General features: G+C 54.1%; 16 protein-coding genes. 3 read left to right on the forward strand and 13 right to left on the reverse strand.

The annotated features are described in order from the left end of the window. Positions 1-19: 19 nt before the first annotated feature. Entirely contained in the window at positions 20-1,699 is a 1,680-nt protein-coding gene (gene dauA / locus DD597_RS14250; RefSeq protein ID WP_129256325.1) for a C4-dicarboxylic acid transporter DauA, read from the forward strand. On the opposite strand, the gene DD597_RS14255 is transcribed toward dauA, so the two are convergent. Then, complete coding sequence (locus DD597_RS14255) at positions 1,685-2,743, reverse strand: MerR family transcriptional regulator (RefSeq protein WP_022651374.1); 1,059 nt, start codon at positions 2,741-2,743, stop codon at positions 1,685-1,687. The two genes, dauA and DD597_RS14255, sit on opposite strands and share 15 nt — an antisense overlap. A 120-nt stretch (positions 2,744-2,863) precedes the next feature. Then, positions 2,864-3,139, reverse strand: coding sequence for a stress-induced protein YchH (ychH, locus tag DD597_RS14260; RefSeq protein ID WP_003856655.1), 276 nt, complete (start codon positions 3,137-3,139; stop codon positions 2,864-2,866). Positions 3,140-3,413: 274 nt separating this feature from the next. Between ychH and pth the strand changes: the two genes are divergently transcribed. Then, positions 3,414-3,998 (forward strand): aminoacyl-tRNA hydrolase, encoded by a 585-nt coding sequence (pth, locus tag DD597_RS14265; protein ID WP_006810922.1) that lies wholly within the window; start codon positions 3,414-3,416, stop codon positions 3,996-3,998. A 126-nt stretch (positions 3,999-4,124) separates the two neighbouring features. After that, a complete protein-coding gene (gene ychF / locus DD597_RS14270; protein WP_045336439.1) occupies positions 4,125-5,219 on the forward strand; it encodes a redox-regulated ATPase YchF in 1,095 nt (364 codons plus the stop codon). A gap of 59 nt (positions 5,220-5,278) precedes the next feature. Here ychF and DD597_RS14275 read toward each other — a convergent pair whose 3' ends face one another. The 11 genes from DD597_RS14275 to DD597_RS14325 form a co-directional block, all read right to left on the reverse strand. Beyond that, positions 5,279-5,701, reverse strand: coding sequence for a hypothetical protein (locus DD597_RS14275; RefSeq protein ID WP_008499501.1), 423 nt, complete (start codon positions 5,699-5,701; stop codon positions 5,279-5,281). Positions 5,702-5,817: 116 nt separating this feature from the next. Beyond that, entirely contained in the window at positions 5,818-6,381 is a 564-nt protein-coding gene (locus tag DD597_RS14280) for a hypothetical protein (RefSeq protein WP_045336437.1), read from the reverse strand. Between the two features lie 146 nt (positions 6,382-6,527). After that, entirely contained in the window at positions 6,528-7,187 is a 660-nt protein-coding gene (locus tag DD597_RS14285; RefSeq protein ID WP_045336435.1) for an Imm43 family immunity protein, read from the reverse strand. Further along, on the reverse strand, positions 7,187-11,575 hold the full coding sequence (locus tag DD597_RS14290) for an RHS repeat-associated core domain-containing protein (RefSeq protein ID WP_129256326.1): 4,389 nt from the start codon (positions 11,573-11,575) through the stop codon (positions 7,187-7,189). Before DD597_RS14290 ends, DD597_RS14285 begins: the two co-directional genes overlap by 1 nt. 3 nt (positions 11,576-11,578) lie before the next feature. Beyond that, positions 11,579-12,019, reverse strand: coding sequence for a DcrB-related protein (locus tag DD597_RS14295; RefSeq protein WP_129256327.1), 441 nt, complete (start codon positions 12,017-12,019; stop codon positions 11,579-11,581). Positions 12,020-12,227: 208 nt separating this feature from the next. After that, a complete protein-coding gene (locus DD597_RS14300; protein WP_223831766.1) occupies positions 12,228-12,734 on the reverse strand; it encodes a hypothetical protein in 507 nt (168 codons plus the stop codon). A 1-nt stretch (position 12,735) separates the two neighbouring features. Further along, positions 12,736-15,318, reverse strand: coding sequence for a type VI secretion system Vgr family protein (locus DD597_RS14305; RefSeq protein WP_129256328.1), 2,583 nt, complete (start codon positions 15,316-15,318; stop codon positions 12,736-12,738). An 84-nt stretch (positions 15,319-15,402) separates the two neighbouring features. Then, positions 15,403-15,819 carry a hypothetical protein gene (locus tag DD597_RS14310; RefSeq protein WP_023314301.1) on the reverse strand — a complete coding sequence of 139 codons (417 nt, stop codon included), beginning with the start codon at positions 15,817-15,819 and terminating at the stop codon, positions 15,403-15,405. Positions 15,820-15,871: 52 nt separating this feature from the next. Next, entirely contained in the window at positions 15,872-16,618 is a 747-nt protein-coding gene (locus DD597_RS14315) for an ankyrin repeat domain-containing protein (protein ID WP_063855720.1), read from the reverse strand. Positions 16,619-16,629: 11 nt separating this feature from the next. Then, positions 16,630-18,096, reverse strand: a complete 1,467-nt coding sequence (locus DD597_RS14320; RefSeq protein WP_129256329.1) for a phospholipase — start codon at positions 18,094-18,096, stop codon at positions 16,630-16,632. A gap of 25 nt (positions 18,097-18,121) precedes the next feature. Beyond that, complete coding sequence (locus DD597_RS14325; RefSeq protein ID WP_022651404.1) at positions 18,122-19,555, reverse strand: serine/threonine-protein kinase; 1,434 nt, start codon at positions 19,553-19,555, stop codon at positions 18,122-18,124. Positions 19,556-19,565: the final 10 nt, after the last annotated feature.

Genomic DNA, 19,565 nt, shown 5'->3' on the forward strand with positions numbered 1-19,565 from the left:
ACACGGATGATAGATAATTGTGAAAAAAGTAACCTCCTCACATGTTCTGCCCTTTCGCGCCCTCATCGACGCCTGCTGGAAAGAGAAATACACGTCGTCACGCTTTGTTCGTGACCTGATAGCCGGGATCACCGTCGGGATTATTGCCATCCCGCTGGCGATGGCGCTGGCGATTGGTAGCGGCGTCGCGCCGCAGTACGGGCTGTACACCTCGGCCGTTGCGGGGATTGTGATTGCGCTGACGGGCGGGTCCCGCTTCAGCGTCTCCGGCCCGACGGCCGCCTTTGTGGTGATCCTCTACCCGGTTTCCCAACAGTTTGGTCTGGCAGGCCTGCTGGTTGCCACCCTGATGTCCGGCATCTTTTTAATTCTGTTTGGTCTGGCCCGCTTTGGTCGCCTGATTGAATATATTCCCCTTTCCGTAACGCTGGGGTTCACCTCGGGGATTGGGATTACCATCGGGACCATGCAGATTAAGGATTTCCTCGGCCTGCAAATGGCCCATGTTCCGGAGCACTATTTACAGAAAGTGGGCGCGCTGTTTATGGCGTTGCCGACGGCCAACCTGGGCGATGCGGCCATTGGCATCGTTACCCTCGGCACACTCATCGTCTGGCCTCGCTTAGGCATTCGTCTCCCGGGCCATCTGCCCGCTCTGCTGCTGGGCTGCGCGGTGATGGGCGCCGTCAACCTGCTCGGTGGACAGGTCGCCACCATTGGCTCCCAGTTCCACTATGTTCTGGCGGACGGCTCACAGGGCAGCGGCATTCCGCAGCTGCTGCCGCAGCTGGTTCTGCCGTGGGACATGCCGGGCTCCAGCTTCACCCTGAGCTGGGATTCCCTTCGCGCTCTGCTGCCCGCTGCATTCTCCATGGCAATGCTGGGCGCGATTGAATCTCTACTGTGCGCCGTTGTGCTCGACGGCATGACCGGCACTAAGCATAAAGCCAATAGCGAGCTGGTCGGCCAGGGCTTAGGGAACATCGTTGCACCGTTCTTCGGCGGTATTACGGCTACGGCTGCGATTGCCCGTTCCGCCGCGAACGTACGTGCGGGCGCGACATCACCGGTTTCGGCGGTCATTCACTCCCTGCTGGTGATCATGGCGCTGCTGATCCTTGCCCCGCTGCTTTCATGGCTTCCGCTCTCTGCCATGGCTGCGTTGCTGCTGATGGTGGCCTGGAACATGAGTGAGGCGCATAAGGTGGTTAACCTGCTGCGCCGCGCGCCGAAAGACGACATTATCGTGATGCTGATCTGCATGTCGCTGACCGTGCTGTTCGATATGGTTATCGCTATCAGCGTCGGCATAGTGCTGGCCTCGCTGCTGTTTATGCGCCGCATCGCGCAGATGACGCGTCTCTCCCCGGTTAACGTTGAGCTGCCTGACGATGTGCTGGTGCTGCGCGTGATTGGTCCGCTGTTCTTCGCCGCAGCGGAAGGTTTGTTCAGCGATCTGGAATCCCGCATCGCGGGCAAACGGATTGTGGTGCTGAAGTGGGATGCCGTCCCGGTGCTGGATGCCGGCGGTCTGGATGCCTTCCAGCGCTTTGTTGCCCGCCTGCCGGAAGGCTGCGAGCTGCGGATAAGTAACCTCGAATTCCAGCCCCTGCGCACCATGGCGCGCGCAGGCGTGCAGCCGATCCCTGGCCGATTGTCCTTCTACCCTAACCGTGAAGCTGCGTTAGCGGATCTGTGAGTCATCTGATGCAGAGACGCGTCTTTGCATCATCACCCCGATCGCCTGCTGGAGCCATTCAAGCACGGCAGGCGTCATCCACGTGCCTTTCATCAGATGCGGCTCCTGCTGCATGGCGAGGCGAAATTTTTGCTGGGTCTGCGGGTTTGTTCCCGCATAGGACTGGAATAAAACCAGCCACTTTTCTGCCAGCTTTTGCGCATCGTCAGAAGCGGGACTGAGATTATCTCGCTGCGCCTGATGCAGCTTCGCCACCAGCGGCGGCCACTCCATCATCCGGTCAAAGTAGTGCGCCCGGGTAAAGGCCATCTCTTCGGCAGTGAGATATTTCTCCCAGATGCTGAGCTTTGATTCGGCAAACGCCCGCGTGATGTAATCAGTTATCTCCGGCGTAATGCCGGTTTGCTCCTGCATCTGCGGCTCCACGCTGTGCATCTCGTTCAGGCGGGTCAAAAATTCCGGTTTGCCTGCGGTATCCTGCTCCAGGCGTTCCATCCACCGTGAAGCCAAATCGGTCGCCCGCGCGTCCGTGACGCTGACGTTCTGTTCCAGCAAGTGTTTAACCTCCCTCACCAGCCCCGACCAGATATCCGCCAGCGCCTCTTTCTCTACCGCAAACGGCAGTTGCTGCAACTCTTCTTTGCTAAACCAGCGATCGTACATATTCATTAACTCCAGAGTCTGTAGCCAGGATTCCAGATCCGGCGTCGCATCGTCGGTCAGCCCGGTACGCAATTCCACCAGCCGGTTGCGCAGCGTATGGATACTACGCAGTTGCTTGTCCAGCAGAGTGATTTGCCCGTCGAGTAATTCGGCTAATGACAGCGAACGCTGTTTCAGAAAATCCCTGATTTCGGCAAGCTCCAGCCCGGCTTTTGCCAGCGTCTGGATCATATGCAGACGCTGCACATCCGCCAGGTTATAAAGCCGGTAGCCTGCCGCGCTTCTGGCAGAAGGTAACAACAGCCCTGTTTGCTCGTAGTGATGCAAAGTCCGCACGGTGATCCCGGCACGTTTCGCCAGTTCTCCCACCTGTATCAACATAACGGCTCCTTTTGTTCTGCCAGTGTCGTTACTCTGAAGCCTTACGTTACGTGATGGTCAATGCGTCATGCAAAAAAAAACGACTTCAGATGAAGTCGTTTCGGTGTTCTTTATGGGGCACTAGCTATGCTTGCGCTGGTCGCGGCGGCATCGTTTATCGTAATGACGCACCCACCAGTATTTATCGCAGACTTCCTCATGTCCGCTCACGCGCGCCCCGGCGAGCCACAGTACCGCACCGAGGAAGATACTCAGCACCGCGCCATGCGCAAAGTATTGTGGGAGGTCAAGCTGCGGTAATTGGTTTAAGATTGAATAACCGACACCGGCGACCATCACGAACAGTCCCAACCCCATTAGCACGTTACCGAGCATTGAAGCGTTTTTGCGTTTCATATGTCACCTCCGGAACTTTGGGTTGTCAGGGGAAAAGCCCCTTCTCCTTGTGTGTAAAGTATAGACAACGCCTCTTATATGAGTTGCGTGAATGATCACATTTACTGATAACTCCCGGACAAAAATTTACAAATAAGACATTGAACAGCTTGAAATTCTAATTGTTCAAAGAAGAAATTATTCGCATTTCGGTGTACAGCAGGCAGAACTTTGTCAAGCGGCGCGCCAGACAGTAAACTACGCGCCAGATCTGGAACCCATTAGGAAGTAAATCGTGACGATTAAACTGATTGTCGGCCTCGCCAATCCGGGCGCAGAGTATGCTGCTACCCGCCATAACGCCGGTGCCTGGTATGTTGATCTGCTGGCGGAGCGTTTGCGCGCTCCCCTGCGTGAAGAACCCAAGTTTTACGGGTATACCTCACGCATCAATCTTGCGGGTGCTGACGTGCGGTTGCTGGTGCCAACCACCTTTATGAACCTGAGCGGCAAAGCCGTGGCGGCCATGGCAACGTTTTATCGCATCAATCCGGATGAGATCCTGGTGGCCCACGACGAACTGGACCTGCCGCCAGGCGTGGCGAAGTTCAAACTGGGCGGCGGTCATGGCGGCCACAATGGTCTGAAAGACATCATCAGCAAACTGGGTAATAACCCTAATTTCCACCGTTTGCGCGTGGGAATCGGCCATCCGGGCGATAAAAACAAAGTTGTTGGTTTCGTACTGGGTAAACCACCGGTTTCTGAGCAGAAGTTGATTGACGAAGCGGTGGACGAAGCGGCCCGCTGCACCGAGATTTGGCTTCAGGATGGCCTGACAAAAGCCACCAATCGACTGCACGCTTTCAAAGCGCAATAATCGGCGCCCCGGGGCTTTTTTACCGCGCGTCGCGCGGGTTACGTGTATAATAGGCGTAGTTATTTACTTTTCTTCAATCGGTTATCGTTAACGGATTGATTATCAAGATATTAAGGTGATTTAGAAATGGGATTCAAATGCGGTATCGTCGGTCTGCCAAACGTGGGCAAATCCACCCTGTTCAACGCGCTCACCAAAGCAGGTATTGAAGCGGCGAACTTCCCGTTCTGTACCATCGAGCCGAACACCGGTGTTGTTCCTATGCCCGATCCGCGTCTGGACCAGCTCGCGGAAATCGTGAAGCCGCAGCGCATTCTGCCAACCACCATGGAGTTCGTGGACATCGCGGGCCTGGTAAAAGGCGCATCCAAAGGTGAAGGCCTGGGCAACCAGTTCCTGACCAACATCCGTGAAACCGAAGCGATCGGCCACGTTGTGCGCTGCTTCGAGAACGACAACATTATCCACGTTAACAATAAAGTGGATCCAGCTGACGACATCGACGTCATCAACACCGAGCTGGCCCTCTCTGACCTCGACACCTGCGAACGCGCCATTCACCGCGTGCAAAAGAAAGCCAAAGGCGGCGACAAAGACGCGAAAGTGGAACTGGCTGCGCTGGAAAAATGTCTGCCACAGCTGGAAAACGCGGGCATGCTGCGCGCGCTGAAAAACCTGACTGACGAAGACAAAGCGGCGATCAAATACCTGAGCTTCCTGACCCTGAAGCCAACCATGTACATCGCCAACGTTAACGAAGACGGTTTCGAGAACAACCCGTATCTGGACAAAGTGCGTGAAATCGCTGCGGCTGAAGGTTCTGTAGTGGTTGCGGTTTGCGCTGCCGTTGAATCTGATATTGCAGAGCTGGACGACGCCGATCGTGAAGAGTTCATGGCCGAGCTGGGTCTGGAAGAGCCGGGCCTGAACCGCGTGATCCGCGCGGGCTATGAGCTGCTGAACCTGCAAACCTACTTCACCGCTGGCGTAAAAGAAGTGCGTGCGTGGACCATCCCTGTGGGTGCGACCGCGCCTCAGGCGGCTGGTAAGATCCACACCGACTTCGAGAAAGGCTTTATTCGTGCGCAGACTATCGCGTTTGAAGACTTCATCACCTACAAGGGTGAGCAAGGCGCGAAAGAAGCAGGCAAGATGCGTGCGGAAGGGAAAGATTACATCGTTAAAGATGGCGATGTGATGAACTTCCTGTTTAACGTTTGATTTGTTTTGAATGAAAAAAATCCACGCTTTGGCGTGGATTTTTTTATTGCGTAACGAACTTATCCCCTCTTGCGCAGATAGAACTCTAGATATTTTTTAGGTCTATCCTGAAACGCACGCTCTTTGCCGTAGTTATAAGCATCGTTAAAATATTTATACGCTTCCTCGAATTGATTCAACTCATAACAGACCATGCCGAGATCGATTAAGGGTGCAGTGTCTATATCCGATCCACGTGTCCGTAATGTCGTCTCTCCCCATTTCTTTGCCTCAGCGTAATCCGCGAGATCAAAATATGCGCTGTACATGCAGGCAGAGATCCAGTTGGCAAATTCAGATTCGAGCTTTGGTTCAGGAAGAGCTTGCCAGGCTTTTTGGTATTGCTCTAAAGCCTCGGCGTATTTTTGGTTGCCGTGAAACTCGTTTCCTTTTTGTACAAGAGATGTAACTTTTTCATCAAATTTATCGAAACCGTTTTTCATATTTTTATTCATTATCAATCGAAAAGAGACCTCCTTGCCTATATAAAAGTGGATTTAAGCGAAAAATGTTGTCAGAAGCAAGGAGGGTTCTAAAAGTGTTAGTTTTTATTATTAACCTAGTCAAAAAAGAATTGCTTAAAGCCTTCTGCCTCAACATCCTTTAGCTTGTTTTTTAGCATTAAATCGATATCTTTCAGAAAGTCCTCTCTAAAATTAAAATCATCAGCTGTAACATCACCATCATATTTACTTTGTTCTATCTCAATGGCAGAACAAAAAGAATCCAAAAAGTCAGCTAAGGAACTGGAAATTATGAAATTTCTTTTTTGGATACTACCATAAACTGGAGAGGTTATATTTTTGATATCACAAAAAAGAACATCTCCATTTCTTTCAGCAAAGATTACATAATCATCGTGCCAAGCCGTATCATTTTGAACTCTCCAGCCTGATAACATTTCTTTTAGCTCTTGGGACTCAACAATCTGTATAAAGAAGGCACCATCAAATGTTGGGTGGTCATTTAAAATCAAATGGCTATAAAAAAATCGAATTTCACCATTTAAATTTACAGGAAAAGAAATTTCATTCTCATCGTCTGTATAGACTATCTCTCCCATATTTAAATCATTCATTTTGAATTTGTTAACAAAGTCTTGGATAGTATTTTTTATATGCATTATTCCTCTTTAAGAGTTAACATTATTGGCTACTCTTAAAATTACTATCACCCATAGTTGAAAAATGTACCCATAATCCAAAGAACTTCTTCGCGCCATTAAAAAAGAAAAACAAAGAATCAATAATGGCACGACACCCTTCAATATTAAGGTAGTTTATTGCCCTTTCTTTTACGATTTGAGTCTATTTCGTAGAAATAATCTTCACAGAAAACGTCTAAAGCATTTTCCAGTGGAACAAGTTTCAACCCCCGGAAGCCTTTACTTTCTATAACTTCCTTGACCTCTTGTTTAACAATAATAAAACCACCTAACAATGTGTCGTTCAACGAAAGTATATCATATTCAAGCGCATCATCATTGAATTCAATTTTAAAAGGTATGATATCTCCGAACTTATCCTCTTCGAGAATAGATTTATCCTCATCTATAACATCGCCGCCTGGAAAATATACATATTTAAAATCACCCCGAAGAACTTGACCATTCCCAATCGAAACTGGTGTTATATCTCGGCCAAAAAAAACATTGTGCTTATAATTTTCAAAAATTGAAAATAAAGACTTATCCATCAAGTGTCCAAAGTCTTTTTTATAATAGTCAAATTTCAAAGCCCCAACATTTTTATTGCACAACAAATAAATACGGTCTGGGCATGCATCGTCTGTTATTCGATAAGGGAAGGAAAATGCAGAGCCTTCTATTTCCCAGTTTTCATTGATCTGTAATCTTTCATCAACCATGCCCTGTAAATTTCTTGGCATGAGTGATGATTCAAAGTCATTCATGATCACATAATAGGACATTAATTCATTCTCCTGCATTTTGTTGTGGGAACATGTCCCATCCAAATTTTATTCTTCATATCAATCTGGATCCGCCTTATAGCTATCCTCGCCCCTTTAGCATCCAATCTTCCAGAATTATATCGTTGCTCAACACGAGCAATGCGCTGACGGACAATGTCACTATAGTTATGATGATTACTACTATGGAAAACATCCATACCTTTCCCTGCATCTTGTTTCATCGCTGATGCACTACCTGGAACATGAATACCATTAAATGCAGAGTTCATGTCTTTTCCGATACCAATATTATTGAAGAATGATTGGTTCTCTTTCCACACCTCAACGGGTATAACATGGTGAGCAGAAAGTCTATCACCAACTTTACCAGCCATAGCTTTATCTAATATACCGCTATTAGATAGCCCCCACGGATCCACCCACCCCAGCGCATTCGGCGCATACTGGTAAAGGTTTATCCCCCCCGCCAGCCCTATCGGGTCCTGCTGCGTAAACCTTCCGCAGTCCGGGTCATAATACCGGAACAGATTGTAGTGCAGCCCTGTCTCACGGTCCAGGTATTGCCCCTGCATGCGCAGGTTCTGGGAATATCCTGATACCTGCGTTTCGCTTTCCCGCAGCAGCTTGCCCCAGGCGCTGTTCACACCTTCCCAGCGCACCTGTCCTTCGCTATCCGTCATCCGCTCCGGCGTGCCGTTGGGCTGACAGTGGAACCAGAAGATTTCCGGGGCATCAACGCCGTCAATACGTGCCAGCGGATCGTAGCTGTCCTGATCGCTGTAGACGTAGGTCAGCGGCACATCCCCGTGCACCTCCTGCAACAGCCGGAACCCTTCCCAGACAAACCGGGTGGTGACCGGCTTGCCGGTTGGCTGTCCGCCCAGCATCTGGCGGCGCGTTTTGCTGATGCGTCGCCCGAGCGGATCGTAGCGGAAGCTGACCAGCGTCTGCGGCCTGTTGCGGTCCCGCGGCTGGCTGATGACCTCCGTCAGGCGGTGCTCGCCGTCGTAGCGGTAGTGCCAGCGGGTCTGTCCGTTATCTTTCTCCATGGTGCGGCCGTGGACGTCATAGCGCCAGCGAATGCCGTTCAGCTGCGTCAGGCGGTTGTGCGTGACCTTCTCAGCAGAGCCTTCGAGCGGGTTACCGGCAGCATCCCAGCGCCACTGCTCCTGACCGGGCAGCGTGCCGTCCTGAACCAGCAGCCGACCTGCGCTGTCGTACTGCCAGCGGTACCAGCTGAACGGATTATCGTCCCGCTCTTCGCGGACCAGGTTATTGCGATAGTCGTAATCCCAGCGGCGGGACCAGCGGCGCGGCGACGGGCGCTGGGCGTTGCCGGTAAAGACGTCCCGCCGATGCAGGCGACCGAGACGGTCGTATTCGCTGCGGGTGGTCAGCAGCCCCTGCGTGCGGCTGGTCTCTCGGTGGAGTTCGTCGCGGGTAAAATCGGAAACCGAGAGCTTATCCAGAGCAATGCTGAGCAGATGCCCGCTGCCGTAGTAGAACTGCTTCAGCTCGCGGCCATCGGGCAGCGTGATGGAGGTGCGGTTGCCCAGCGCATCATACTCCCACGCCAGCTCCCCGTGCTCGCCCGCTTCGCGCGTAACGCGGCCGAGCGCGTCATACTCAAACACAAGCTCCTGCTCTGCCTCGGTGGTCCACACGTCGGCTGAAAGCGCAGGATGAAGCCCAATCCGGCTCAGAAGGCCGGACGGCGTGTAATGGTAGCGGGTCTGCCCTTCCGGCGTGGTGCAGGCGACCAGCTGGCCGCTCGCGCTCCAGGCAAAGGCATGGGTGATGGCCTCCGGATGACCGGCGGCAAAGGTGCGCGCAATCGTGCGCCCGCAGGCGTCATAGCGATACTGCGAGGCCACGCCATCAAGCCCCACCTCTTCCAGCAGCAGCGAGTCTGGCCCCCAGCGGAACTGATACGCTTCGCCGTTCTCGTTTTCCAGGGCAATCAGACGCCCGCGGCTGTCCCAGCGGCGGCGCACCTCTTCACCCTGCGTATTTCGGGTGGCGGTTAAGCGCCCCGCTTCGTCGTATCTGAACTCGCTCTCTTTCCCGTCGGCGCCCGCATGCTTCACCGGCAGGCCACGTTCGTTCCATTTGAGCGATTCCGTCCAGCCTTCCGGGCGATCGAGCTGCACCGGACGCCCTGCGGCGTCGTAGCGGTAGCGAGTCTCTTCACCGTCGGCGGCTGTCTCAGCCACCAGCCAGCCCAGCGGATGATAACGGTATTGTGTCACACGGCCCGAACAGTCCGTCCCACGCACAATCTGCCCGGCCTCGTTGTACTCCTGGTAGCGGCTGTTCCCGGCGGCATCGACTTCTTCCACAACCTGACCAAACTCGTCCCGACGCAGCAGCGTGGTCTGCCCCATCGGGTCCACCACGCGCTTCAGCCCGTGATGTTCGTCGTACCAGAACCGGGTGGCGCTGCCGTCAGCTTCGATGATGGACGCCGGAAGCGCACGGTGCGCCAGCCAGGTGGTGGTGCGGGTGTTGCCGTCGGCGTCGATCTCCTGCACCCGGTTGCCCATGTCGTCATAGACGAAGGTAACGGCATTACCCAGCGGATCGATGCGACGCATGAGGAGTTCGTTGTCATCCCACTCGTAGCGCCAGTTCTCACCGCGCTCGTCAACGTAGCGAACAATGAGGTTTTGCGCGTTCCAGTAATGCTTTCGCGTCTGACCGTCGTAGTGTTCGACGGTCGTCAGCCCGGCGGCTAAATCATAGCTAAAGCGACAGCCGTCGCCGGTGCTGGTGCGGTTTTCCACCACGCGCCAGTGGTCGAATTTTTGCCACCGGTATTCGCTCTCCAGACCGCCCGGCATCCGGTGCCAGACCATCAGGCCGTGATCGTTGTAGCGGTATTCACGGGTTACCACGCCGGAGGCATCCGTTGCGCTGGCCAGCTGACCGCGCGCGTCGTACCCCCAATGCATCAGCGGCCATGTCTGGTTGCCGTCAAAATGGCTGGCAGCGGTAACGCGCTGCGGGAAACGTTCATCGTCATAGCGCAGGGTGACATCGATCGCTCGCGGCTCGTCGTGAAGACCGATCAGCCTGCCGTGCTCGTCCCATTCCGTCAGCAACGCGTTGCCGTATTCGTCGCTGAGGGAGGCCAGGCGCATGATGGCTGGGTTAGCGCGGGTCGGTTTATACAGACGCCACACCGCGCCGTCATCGTCGGCTATCGCCACGTCGCCGCTCTCATTGCGGCGGATAATGATGCCTTCGCTAATGCTGTAAAACGCGCGGTCGACCGGCGGCAGTTCAAAGCTCAGCTCGCGCCCGGTTTCATCGAACCAGGTGGCATTGTTTTCTTCCAGCGTCAGATAGCTGTCAAAGGTGGTAGCCCAGCCCAGACCGAAAAGCCCTTCGCGGGTGGTCAGGCTGTTGTAGCTGCGCTGCCAGCGCAGCGGAAAGCGCCCCGGCAGCGAGAAATCGAGTTCGTCGTCGTCATTCAGCACCTTCACGCCGGTAGCAGCGTGAACCGGGTGCGAGGAGCCGAACACGGCGTTGACGGCCATATCAGCCAGCATCCCGCCACCGGCAGCAGCCAGCGCGCAGGGCATGTTTTTCAGGATCTTGCCCGGACGCCCGCGCAGCAGGGAGAGCGCAATCATCCCCAGCGCCAGACCCGGCGTTTTGCCGCTTTTGATGTCGCGGACCGTGAGCGTGTCACCGCCGATGATCACGTTAGGGGAGACGTCGTCGGAAACGGTGCCCTCGCAGGTGGTGCGATCTTTTGCGCGCACCGCAGGCTGTCCGTTGATGAAGACGCTTTTCGAGCCTTCCGCCAGATACTGCGGCCCGGAGTGTTTATCACACGCCACCTTGTCTTCTTCCAGCGGCGAGGTCCCCGCGGCGGCAGAGGCGACGCTGGGCTGCCACATCTCGCTGCCGAACTGTCCGGCAGCGGAGAGCAGCATGCCCGCGTAGTCGGCAAAGCTGCCCGGCGACTGCGGCTCAGGGGACGGGGTATCGGCAGGCGTTAACGTCCCGGCTGCGCGTGCAGCGGGAAGTTTATTTGTCAGAACGTTGCTCGAACCGGTGGTGATTTTGCCCGCGGGCGACGGCGGGAAAAGCGCGTTACCCAGCCCTTCAGCGGCGTTGCTGATATCGTCGGTGATCCCGGCGACGTTCGCCAGAACCCCGCCGATAATGCCGCTCAACAGACAGCTGGATCCAATCGCCGCCACGCCTGCCGCTGCGGCCCCGGCTCCCAGCAGTGGGGCCGCGACGGTCGCTGCTGCGCCCACCGCCGCGCCAATCACCGCATAGGCGGCACCTTCCGCCACAATGCTGGTAATATCAGCAAAAATGCTGGAGTGAATAATCTCGTCGCCCTTACGGGCCGCGTTGTTATCGCTCATGCCTTACACATTCCGGTTGTCGTTTAGCGTCAGACTTTGCTTCAGTGCGCTCCAGCGCGCCTCGTCCTCTTCCGTAAAGGCTTTTAAGGCCGAGAGGGTAAAAATCATCAGTATCGGTTTGCCTGGCGTCTGCACGGCCAGCTGTTTTTGCCACAGGCGCTGGCCGTTACGGTCAAAGGTGGTCTCAACTTCCAGCCCGTTAATTTTTCCGTCAGGCCCGGCTTTTACGTGCTGAAATTCGCTCTGGGCGATCTCACCCATCTGAGGACGCAGCACGTCCCACTGGCGGTGAAACTCTTGTTCGTAGTCGCTGCCATCCGGGATAACGCCGCGGCTGACTACCACGGACAGCCCGCTTTCGTCATCGCGAATGATGTTCATGCTGTTGTCCTGCCAGGCGGCAGGAAAAAGGGTAAAGGAACCTTCCTGGAGGGTGTATTTCATAAGTGAACTCGGGATGATTTATTAGAAAAATAAAATTAAAAGCGCTAAAATTTATACCGCCAATATTAATTACTGCTTAGCGACTCAGAGAAATATGATCATTAGAACGTTAGCACTTTCTTTTTTTCCGCAAAAACTTTAGGGGCAGCGATATTATTGGCCGTTTGATAATTATCTTCTTTCACAGCCCGTAAAATTGCCTCGCAACTTATTGTTCGTAGCGTGACATAACTACCCTGCCCAGGCATTCCTGATTCAGAACTGGAAAGCTAAATGCCCATGCCAGCCCGCGTTCATCGGTAGGGGTGCGATATCCAACTGATTGTCCCGGCGTGTTTCCGCGAGGGATATTAGACAATTTCAGATCCGGAAAATGAGATTTGACTTGATCAAGAGTAATACATGGTTGATTAACTACGAAAGAAACCAAAGATACGCTGTTATCACCATTTCCCCATAAACGAACATCCACATTACTGATCCGTGTGCCATCAGTTAACGTAAAGGGAGCTGAAGTATAACGGTCTTCTTTCTCCTGTGTATTATTAATCAGCGGTTGGTTAAACAGTTTACTGACATCCTCAACTTGTTTACCCCACACTGATTTCATTTCTTTAATCATTTGCCACAACGAATCTTGATTCATTTTATTATGCCCTGCATAGGTAAATATTGAAAATAGTGGAAGAACAATGAGGAATGTAGCTTTAATCATCCTACTTTCCATAGAATCCTCCATAGTAATCATTATAATTTAGATTAGTCCCTGAGGCTATTTCGCCTTTACCATACACTTTTCCTATTGCTTTGGCTGCATCAATGCGAGATAACTCACCACTTACCATTTTATCATAGGCAGAATTATATGCTTTTAGGTTTTCGGCACTTCCCGCTATATCAATATCAATACCGCCGTTTGCAAGGATCTCGCGTTGTATTTTAATGTTATTCAGCGTTGCTCCACCTTCATCCATAAGCTGGCTGTTGATGAAGCTTTCCTTACTCGAAGAATCTACCGCAACAGGATAAGTTGCATGCCCTGCCTCATGTGCCAGAGTTTGCACCGTTGTGGCTGTATCTTCCATGTGTTCAGGGTCCATGACAATCAATTTGTTATTCGTATCAGCGTAACTCCCCCCTCCTGCTGCTCCCGGCTGAATAGCCCACCCTTTATCTTTTAGATCTTTTAATTGTGTCTGAAGCGTTGGTGACTTATTGATTTCCTTAACTACATCTTCACTGAAGGGCATCACATCAGAGTTGTAGGAATTATTTTGATAGACGTAACTCCCTTTTAATGGTGGCGCTGATGCAAATTTTGTTGTTGGTTTTGGTCTGGTTGCTGCTGGCGCTGAAGCTGCGGGAGCCGGATTCTTAGCACTTTTATTCGGAGAAAACTTCTCCTGCACCGCCGCATCAATATCCCCTTTATGCCCCGATCCCGGCGCCGTTGTGCCCGGCTTGGTGCCCGACGTATTCAGATGCAGCTTACCGCCTGTGGTGATATACCCATCCCCTTCCACAAAGAAGTTAAACTCTTTGCCGATCAGGTTAATTTTGCCGTTAGCGTTAAGCTCAATAGCACTCTCGCCCGAGACCAGCCGCAGCTTCGTCCCGGAAGCAATGACGTACAGCTCCACCGCTGCATCCAGCTTGCCTTTACCCGTCAGGATCTCGGTTCCGCCTTTCACGGCCTGGATCTGATTAGCCTCCACGCGATGCAGCTCATTTTTCTTCACGTAATGGCTGCGCGCGCCGCCAACGGTGTGCGTTTCATCATTTTTAACGCTGGTGTCCATGTTGCGCTCGGCCTGGATCCACACCTGCTCTGCGCCCGCCTTGTCCTCAAAGCGCAGGGCGTTGGCGTTGTCCACGGAACCGTCTTTTGTCCGGCTCATAAAGCCCATCTGCGTCGCCGCAGCCGGCAGCGCCCACGGCGGCATGCTTGCCTCGTTATACACGCGACCGGTGATAATTGGACGGTCCGGGTCGCCGTTGATAAAGTCCACCACCACCTCATCGCCGACGCGCGGGATTTGCACCCCGCCGTAGCCCTGGCCCGCCCAGGCGCTCGACACGCGCACCCAGCAGGAGCTGGTGTCATCGCCCTTCGCCAGACGGTCCCAGTGGAACTTCACCTTCACGCGGCCGTATTTGTCCGTCCAGATACTTTCACCCTGCGGTCCCACGACTTTCGCCGTTTGCGGGCCGTAGGTCCGCGGCCACGCCGTGCTCTGCGCCGGACGGTAGGACACCGACGCCGGAATGACGCTGAAATCGGTGCGGTGAATGGTCTCCCCCTCACCGCTCGCGTAGCGGTTCTCCTCGAAATGGTAGCCCGCCGCCGTCACCAGATACTCGCCGTTATCGCTGAAGAACGGCGCGTTGGTGAGGGTAAAAATGTGGCCCGGCGCAATGCCCGCCGCCGTGGCCGTCGCCTGAATCTGCTGATGCTCCACCTGCCAGCGCTCCTGACGGATGCGGGCGTAGAACTCCGCATGCCCTGTCTCCACAAAGCGACCCGGCCAGTCGTACACGTCGATGCTGCCCGGTTTCGGTGACGCCGGGTTCTGCTGCGCCTGGAAAAGCCACGCGTTCGGCTTGCGGAAGTCGTAGTCGTCGAGGCTGTAAATCCCCGGCGTGACGCTGTCCTCCAGCGCCCACTGGCTGATACCCTCTTCGTCCGTACTGCCGCCGGACGGCGTCTGATGGTAAGGAATGACCTCATAGCCGCTGAACGGCTGGTGCTGGGTGGCGGCGTCGGTCAGTACCAGGGTATGCTTGTCCGCCTCGTGGCTGAAGTAGTACGCAATCCCCTCCAGCTCCATCAGGCGGCTGATGAAGTCCAGGCTCGATTCCTGATACTGCACGCAGTAGTCCCACACCCGGTAGCTGCCGGTGAGTTTGTCCTCAACGTTGACCTGATGCTCACCCAGCAGGGTTTTGACAATCTGCGGCACCGTCTGGCCCTGGAAGATACGCAGGTTGCGGTCGCGCTTCATTGGCCACAGGTCCGGCTCCACCGTCAGCTGGTACACCGCATAGCGGGTGCCCGTCAGCTCCACGGCGCTGACCGCCACCCGGGTAATCTTGCCGTTTATATAGCGGGGCGTCAGCAGGCTCTGCGTGGGGATGGTCACTGTGACCGGCTGACCGAGCAGCCTGCTGCGGTCAATGCGCGCGTCCTTACCAAGCAGGGTCAGCGTCAGCGCGAACGACTCGGACATCGCCTCGCGGCCGGAGAGTTTCCAGAAAAGCAGCCCCTCAACCGGGAGCTGAACGGTAATTCGGTTGAGCATAATCTTTATTCCGTAATGGTTTATGCTGAGAATATTTTTAACGCAAGGCTTTTTTAAACGTGAATGTTCTGGTTATTGGCCGTCTTACTCTTTAACCGGGGGCCTTTCCCCTTCATATTTATAAATCCACAGGGAATAGATTTTCAGAAACTCTGACAAAATGAATAAAAATCCATTTAGCCAGACATTCATCACGCCCGTGAAACTTAACACCAGGGGAAAAAGGGAAACTGAGTAGCGAAATCCAACCAGACGCAGTATTTCCTGGTAGAGTGCCAGTCTGCTCGCATATAAATTCCGGGCGAAGAAGCACCATGCTGAGGCAATAAAAGAGAGCAACAACAAAAAATCGAGAATAAAGAAAAGAATAACCAGAGCGCTATACCCACCAGCAGACAGCGTGTTCACAACCGTACTGAAGGCGTGTATATCGGAAATAAAAGGGATCTTGTCATGCCGCATGGACTGGGCACAATATAAGACAACGGCCAGGGCATCCATGCATCCCCAGAAAACGAAAACCTTATCTCTGGCGCTCATGACAGTTGAGCAATCACTTAACCGGCGCGGGTGGCCATTCGCCCCCCTTCTGGATGAGCTTCTCTTTTATTTCGTTTAATTTCTCGTATTGCTCACTGCCTCGCTCAAGTCCATTAAGCGCGTCCGCGAGCGCATTGCTCATCGACCAGCCATTTTTGGCCTTAATTGACGGATCCGCTCCACGATCGAGCAGCAACAAGACATGATCGTAAGCCTGGTTATCCAGCGCATCAAACACCAGCGTTTTACCCAGTGAGTTGGTTGAGTTGACGTCAGCACCGCGATCGAGCATGGCTTCCAGCGTCTCTGTATTTTTCGCTTTTAGCGACTGGAAGATGATGGGTTCGTGGAAAACCTTATCTTTCACGTTGGGTGAGAGGCCACCGTCCAGTATCGCGTCGATCCAGTCCGCACTGTCTCCCTTTAGGGCAAATTCGGCAGGACTGCTTTTTCCCTGCGGTCGAGGCTGGAGCGGATCTGCGCCAGCCTTAACAAGCAACGTAATCACCTTTAAATGGGGCGATGTCTTTTTATCATTAATCGCGTTGCCGATGGCCCAAAAAAGCAGGGTCATATCCTGCTTTCCCGGTTTATTAAGATCGCTGTCTGGTGCAAGCGTCTTCACCGCGTCGACATCGCCTTCTTCAATCGCTTTCGCCAGTTCAAGCTGCTGACCGCTGAAGTAGTCCTGTGGATTAAGGTCCATATCCTGCTTACACCCCTGAATCATGAATAAAAAACATAACGCGACAAAAGCCATCAACCCTTTTTTCACAATCGACTCCCGATTATCGAAATATCCTCATCCTTCTGTTGCTCTATGCAATCAATCGCCTGATTAATCCCGTGGCGGTCCAGCGCACTTCCGGTTCCACCGGGAAGGTCATGGGGTATTCCGGCAGCATTTGGGCTCAGCGCAGAGATTTCCTCTTTGAGGATCCACGAAGGGACATGCCCTTTCATCGTTTTCAGATCTTCCCAGGGGTTAACTTCCTGAATCTTCGTCAGCAGTTCACCTTCAACCCGATACGCCTGGATATTATCCGTACTGCCTAATATCTTACCGCCGTATTTTTCTACGGTTCCGGCATTGAGGCCGGCGGCGTTAAACGTCCACCCCGCTTTCCCGCTGCCTATAGAGGTTGCAGAGGCGAGACCACCGCCAAGGGAATGACCGGCAATATCAATATTCTGGCCTGACCTTGCCAGCTCCTTACCGATACTCACGGCCTTTTTATAATAATCTGAAGCCATACCCATGCCCTGTGAGAAGTTATTCGACCAGTCAGCCCCGTTTACCACCGGCGCCAGTTCCCCTTTGGTCAGTAGAGAGGAGACATTCTCAGACAGAGAGGCGAAGCCAGGCTCGCGCGATCCCCTGAATACCAGCGTGGGGTTCATATCTGCACCAAACACTTCCGGCTTCGGTTGATAGACGCGCGCCAGAAAATTGGGGGACGTATCATCGTCAAAGAGCATGGATTTGTTCAGCCCGAACTTTCCTAACAGCGCATCGTCATTACTGATATCCGTCCATCCCTCCGGCACGCCCGGTGTGGTTTCCAGCGGGTTCACGGTCTTATAAATATTTTCCGCAAGCTTCGCTTTTTCCACCGCGATATTATTCGCCGCCAGACGTTTCGCGGCGATCTGGGCATCCGGATAAAGGCTATTGCTCCCCTTCGCGATCAGATCTTTACGCGCCTGCCAGCGTTCTGCTTTGGTCATCTTCTGAAGCTGCCCGGCATAGGTTTTACCGTCCTTGCCCGGAGTAGGTTCATCCGGCACCTGTGCCGTTTTAGATTTCACCACCTGTTTTGGCAGAACCGTTGGCGCAGGGCGAGATCCGTACGTTCTCACCATAGTTTCGTAGCGGTCAACAATTGTACTCACCGGATACCAGCCCAGGCCGACCAGCGAGGCAGCCTGGAGTTGCCCTTTGGCGTTGATATAAAAAATTTCCGTTACTGATGACCAGTCACGAAAACTTTCGTCAATGGCAACCACTCTGCCCATCTCTAAATCCTGCGCGATCAGCGTACGGGTATCGCGCCCGGACTGATAAGGATTCGCACCGGTGATCGTGCGCAGCAGATCGTAGCGCGTGAAGAGTGAGCGCAGCGAATGGTCGGGAACCGACATAATCCACTGTCCGGCAACGGACGGGCGGATTATTTTCGCAAACAGCGCTGGCGAGACGTTCTCGTGGAACAGATAGACAAACTTGATGTTATACATTCGCTCCGTCCTGTTACCCGCAGGCTTACGGATTCACCAGCCAGGTGCCTGGCTTCGCAATATCCAGCGTCTGGGTACGCGTTCTTCCATTGCCTTCCAGTTCAATGCGGGTCTCGCCCGCAGGCAATTTCAGCGATGCGTAACCGTTATTCCCCGGACGCAGCGCTTTAGACTCGCCGTTCACCTTCAGCGTCTCGCCATCAAGCATGCGGATGTAGACCAGCGCGACCGGGCTGGCGTCGACAGGCGGCGCACTCTGCTGCGCCGTAGCAGGTGGCGCTACCGGCTCGCTCACGTCTGCCGTTGCCGGTCTGGTTTCCGATTGGGATGAGGTCTCAGCCGGAGGGCTCACGGCAGGGGTTTGCGCCGTCTGCTCTGGCGTTTCCTGACTGCCGCCGCCGAACAGCATCGCACCGGCAACCACCCCAACCAGCACGCCCGCGGCCACCAGCCCCGGAAGCTTGTAACGTCGCCAGTCCAGCGCGGAAGCAGATGCCTCCTCTTCCACCGGCACCAGCATCGTGCCGGTCTTCTTCGCGGTCAGCACCTCGTCGATACCGGCGACGGGCATCTCGATCAGCGCCGCGAACTCCTCAATGGATTGCGGACGGTCTTCCATATGCAGCGCCAGCGCCTTGTCGATGGCCTGTAGCAGCGGGATGGAATAGCCCTGCGGCATCAGCTCCACCAGCGGTTTGCAGGTGTCCTGAATCGAGCGCACCACGCTGACCGGTGGCGGAGAGCCCACGATGAGGGTGCGCAATACGGCGCCGAGCGCGTAGATATCCGTCCACGGCCCCTGCTCGCTTTCATTGTCGTCGGTATACTGCTCGATAGGCGCGAAGCCCGGACGCAGCATGGTTTCCGTCTCATCCGAGAGATTACCGATGGTGCGGCGCGCCGATCCGAAATCGAGCAGCACCGGCAGGCCGTTATCCTGAATCTGAATGTTATCCAGCGAGATGTCGCGGTGTAGATAACCCTCGTCGTGGATCGTTTTGATGGCGCCGAAGAGCATTGGCAGCATGCGGCGGATCCACGCCTCGTTAATCAGCTCCGGTTTCTCTTCGCGCAGACGCGACAGCGTGGTACCGCTGTAAAACAGCGTCCCCATATAGGCCGTGTCGTTTTGCACCCAGAAACGCAGTACGTGCAGCAGGTTCGGGTGGTTAAAGCGCGCCAGCAGGCGGGCTTCCTGGATGAAGCTGTTCAGACCGGCAGAAAACGCTTTGCCGAAGCGCTCGCTGCGCAGCACCAGCGTCATATCCTCGCCGCGCACGGCGAGGGAGGAAGGCATAAATTCTTTGATAGCGATAGTGCGTTCGAGCTGGTGATCCCAGGCGCGATAGACGATGCCGAATCCGCCGCCGCCAATCACCTCTTTTATCTCAAACTCATTGAAACGGTACCCGACCGGGAGCGCGTTTGGGACAGTCCGATTGTTATCATTATCCGTCATCTTTTACAGT

Source organism: Enterobacter cloacae complex sp. 677-3DZ2D5B, assembly GCF_004136695.1.
GTDB lineage: Bacteria > Pseudomonadota > Gammaproteobacteria > Enterobacterales > Enterobacteriaceae > Enterobacter > Enterobacter hormaechei_C.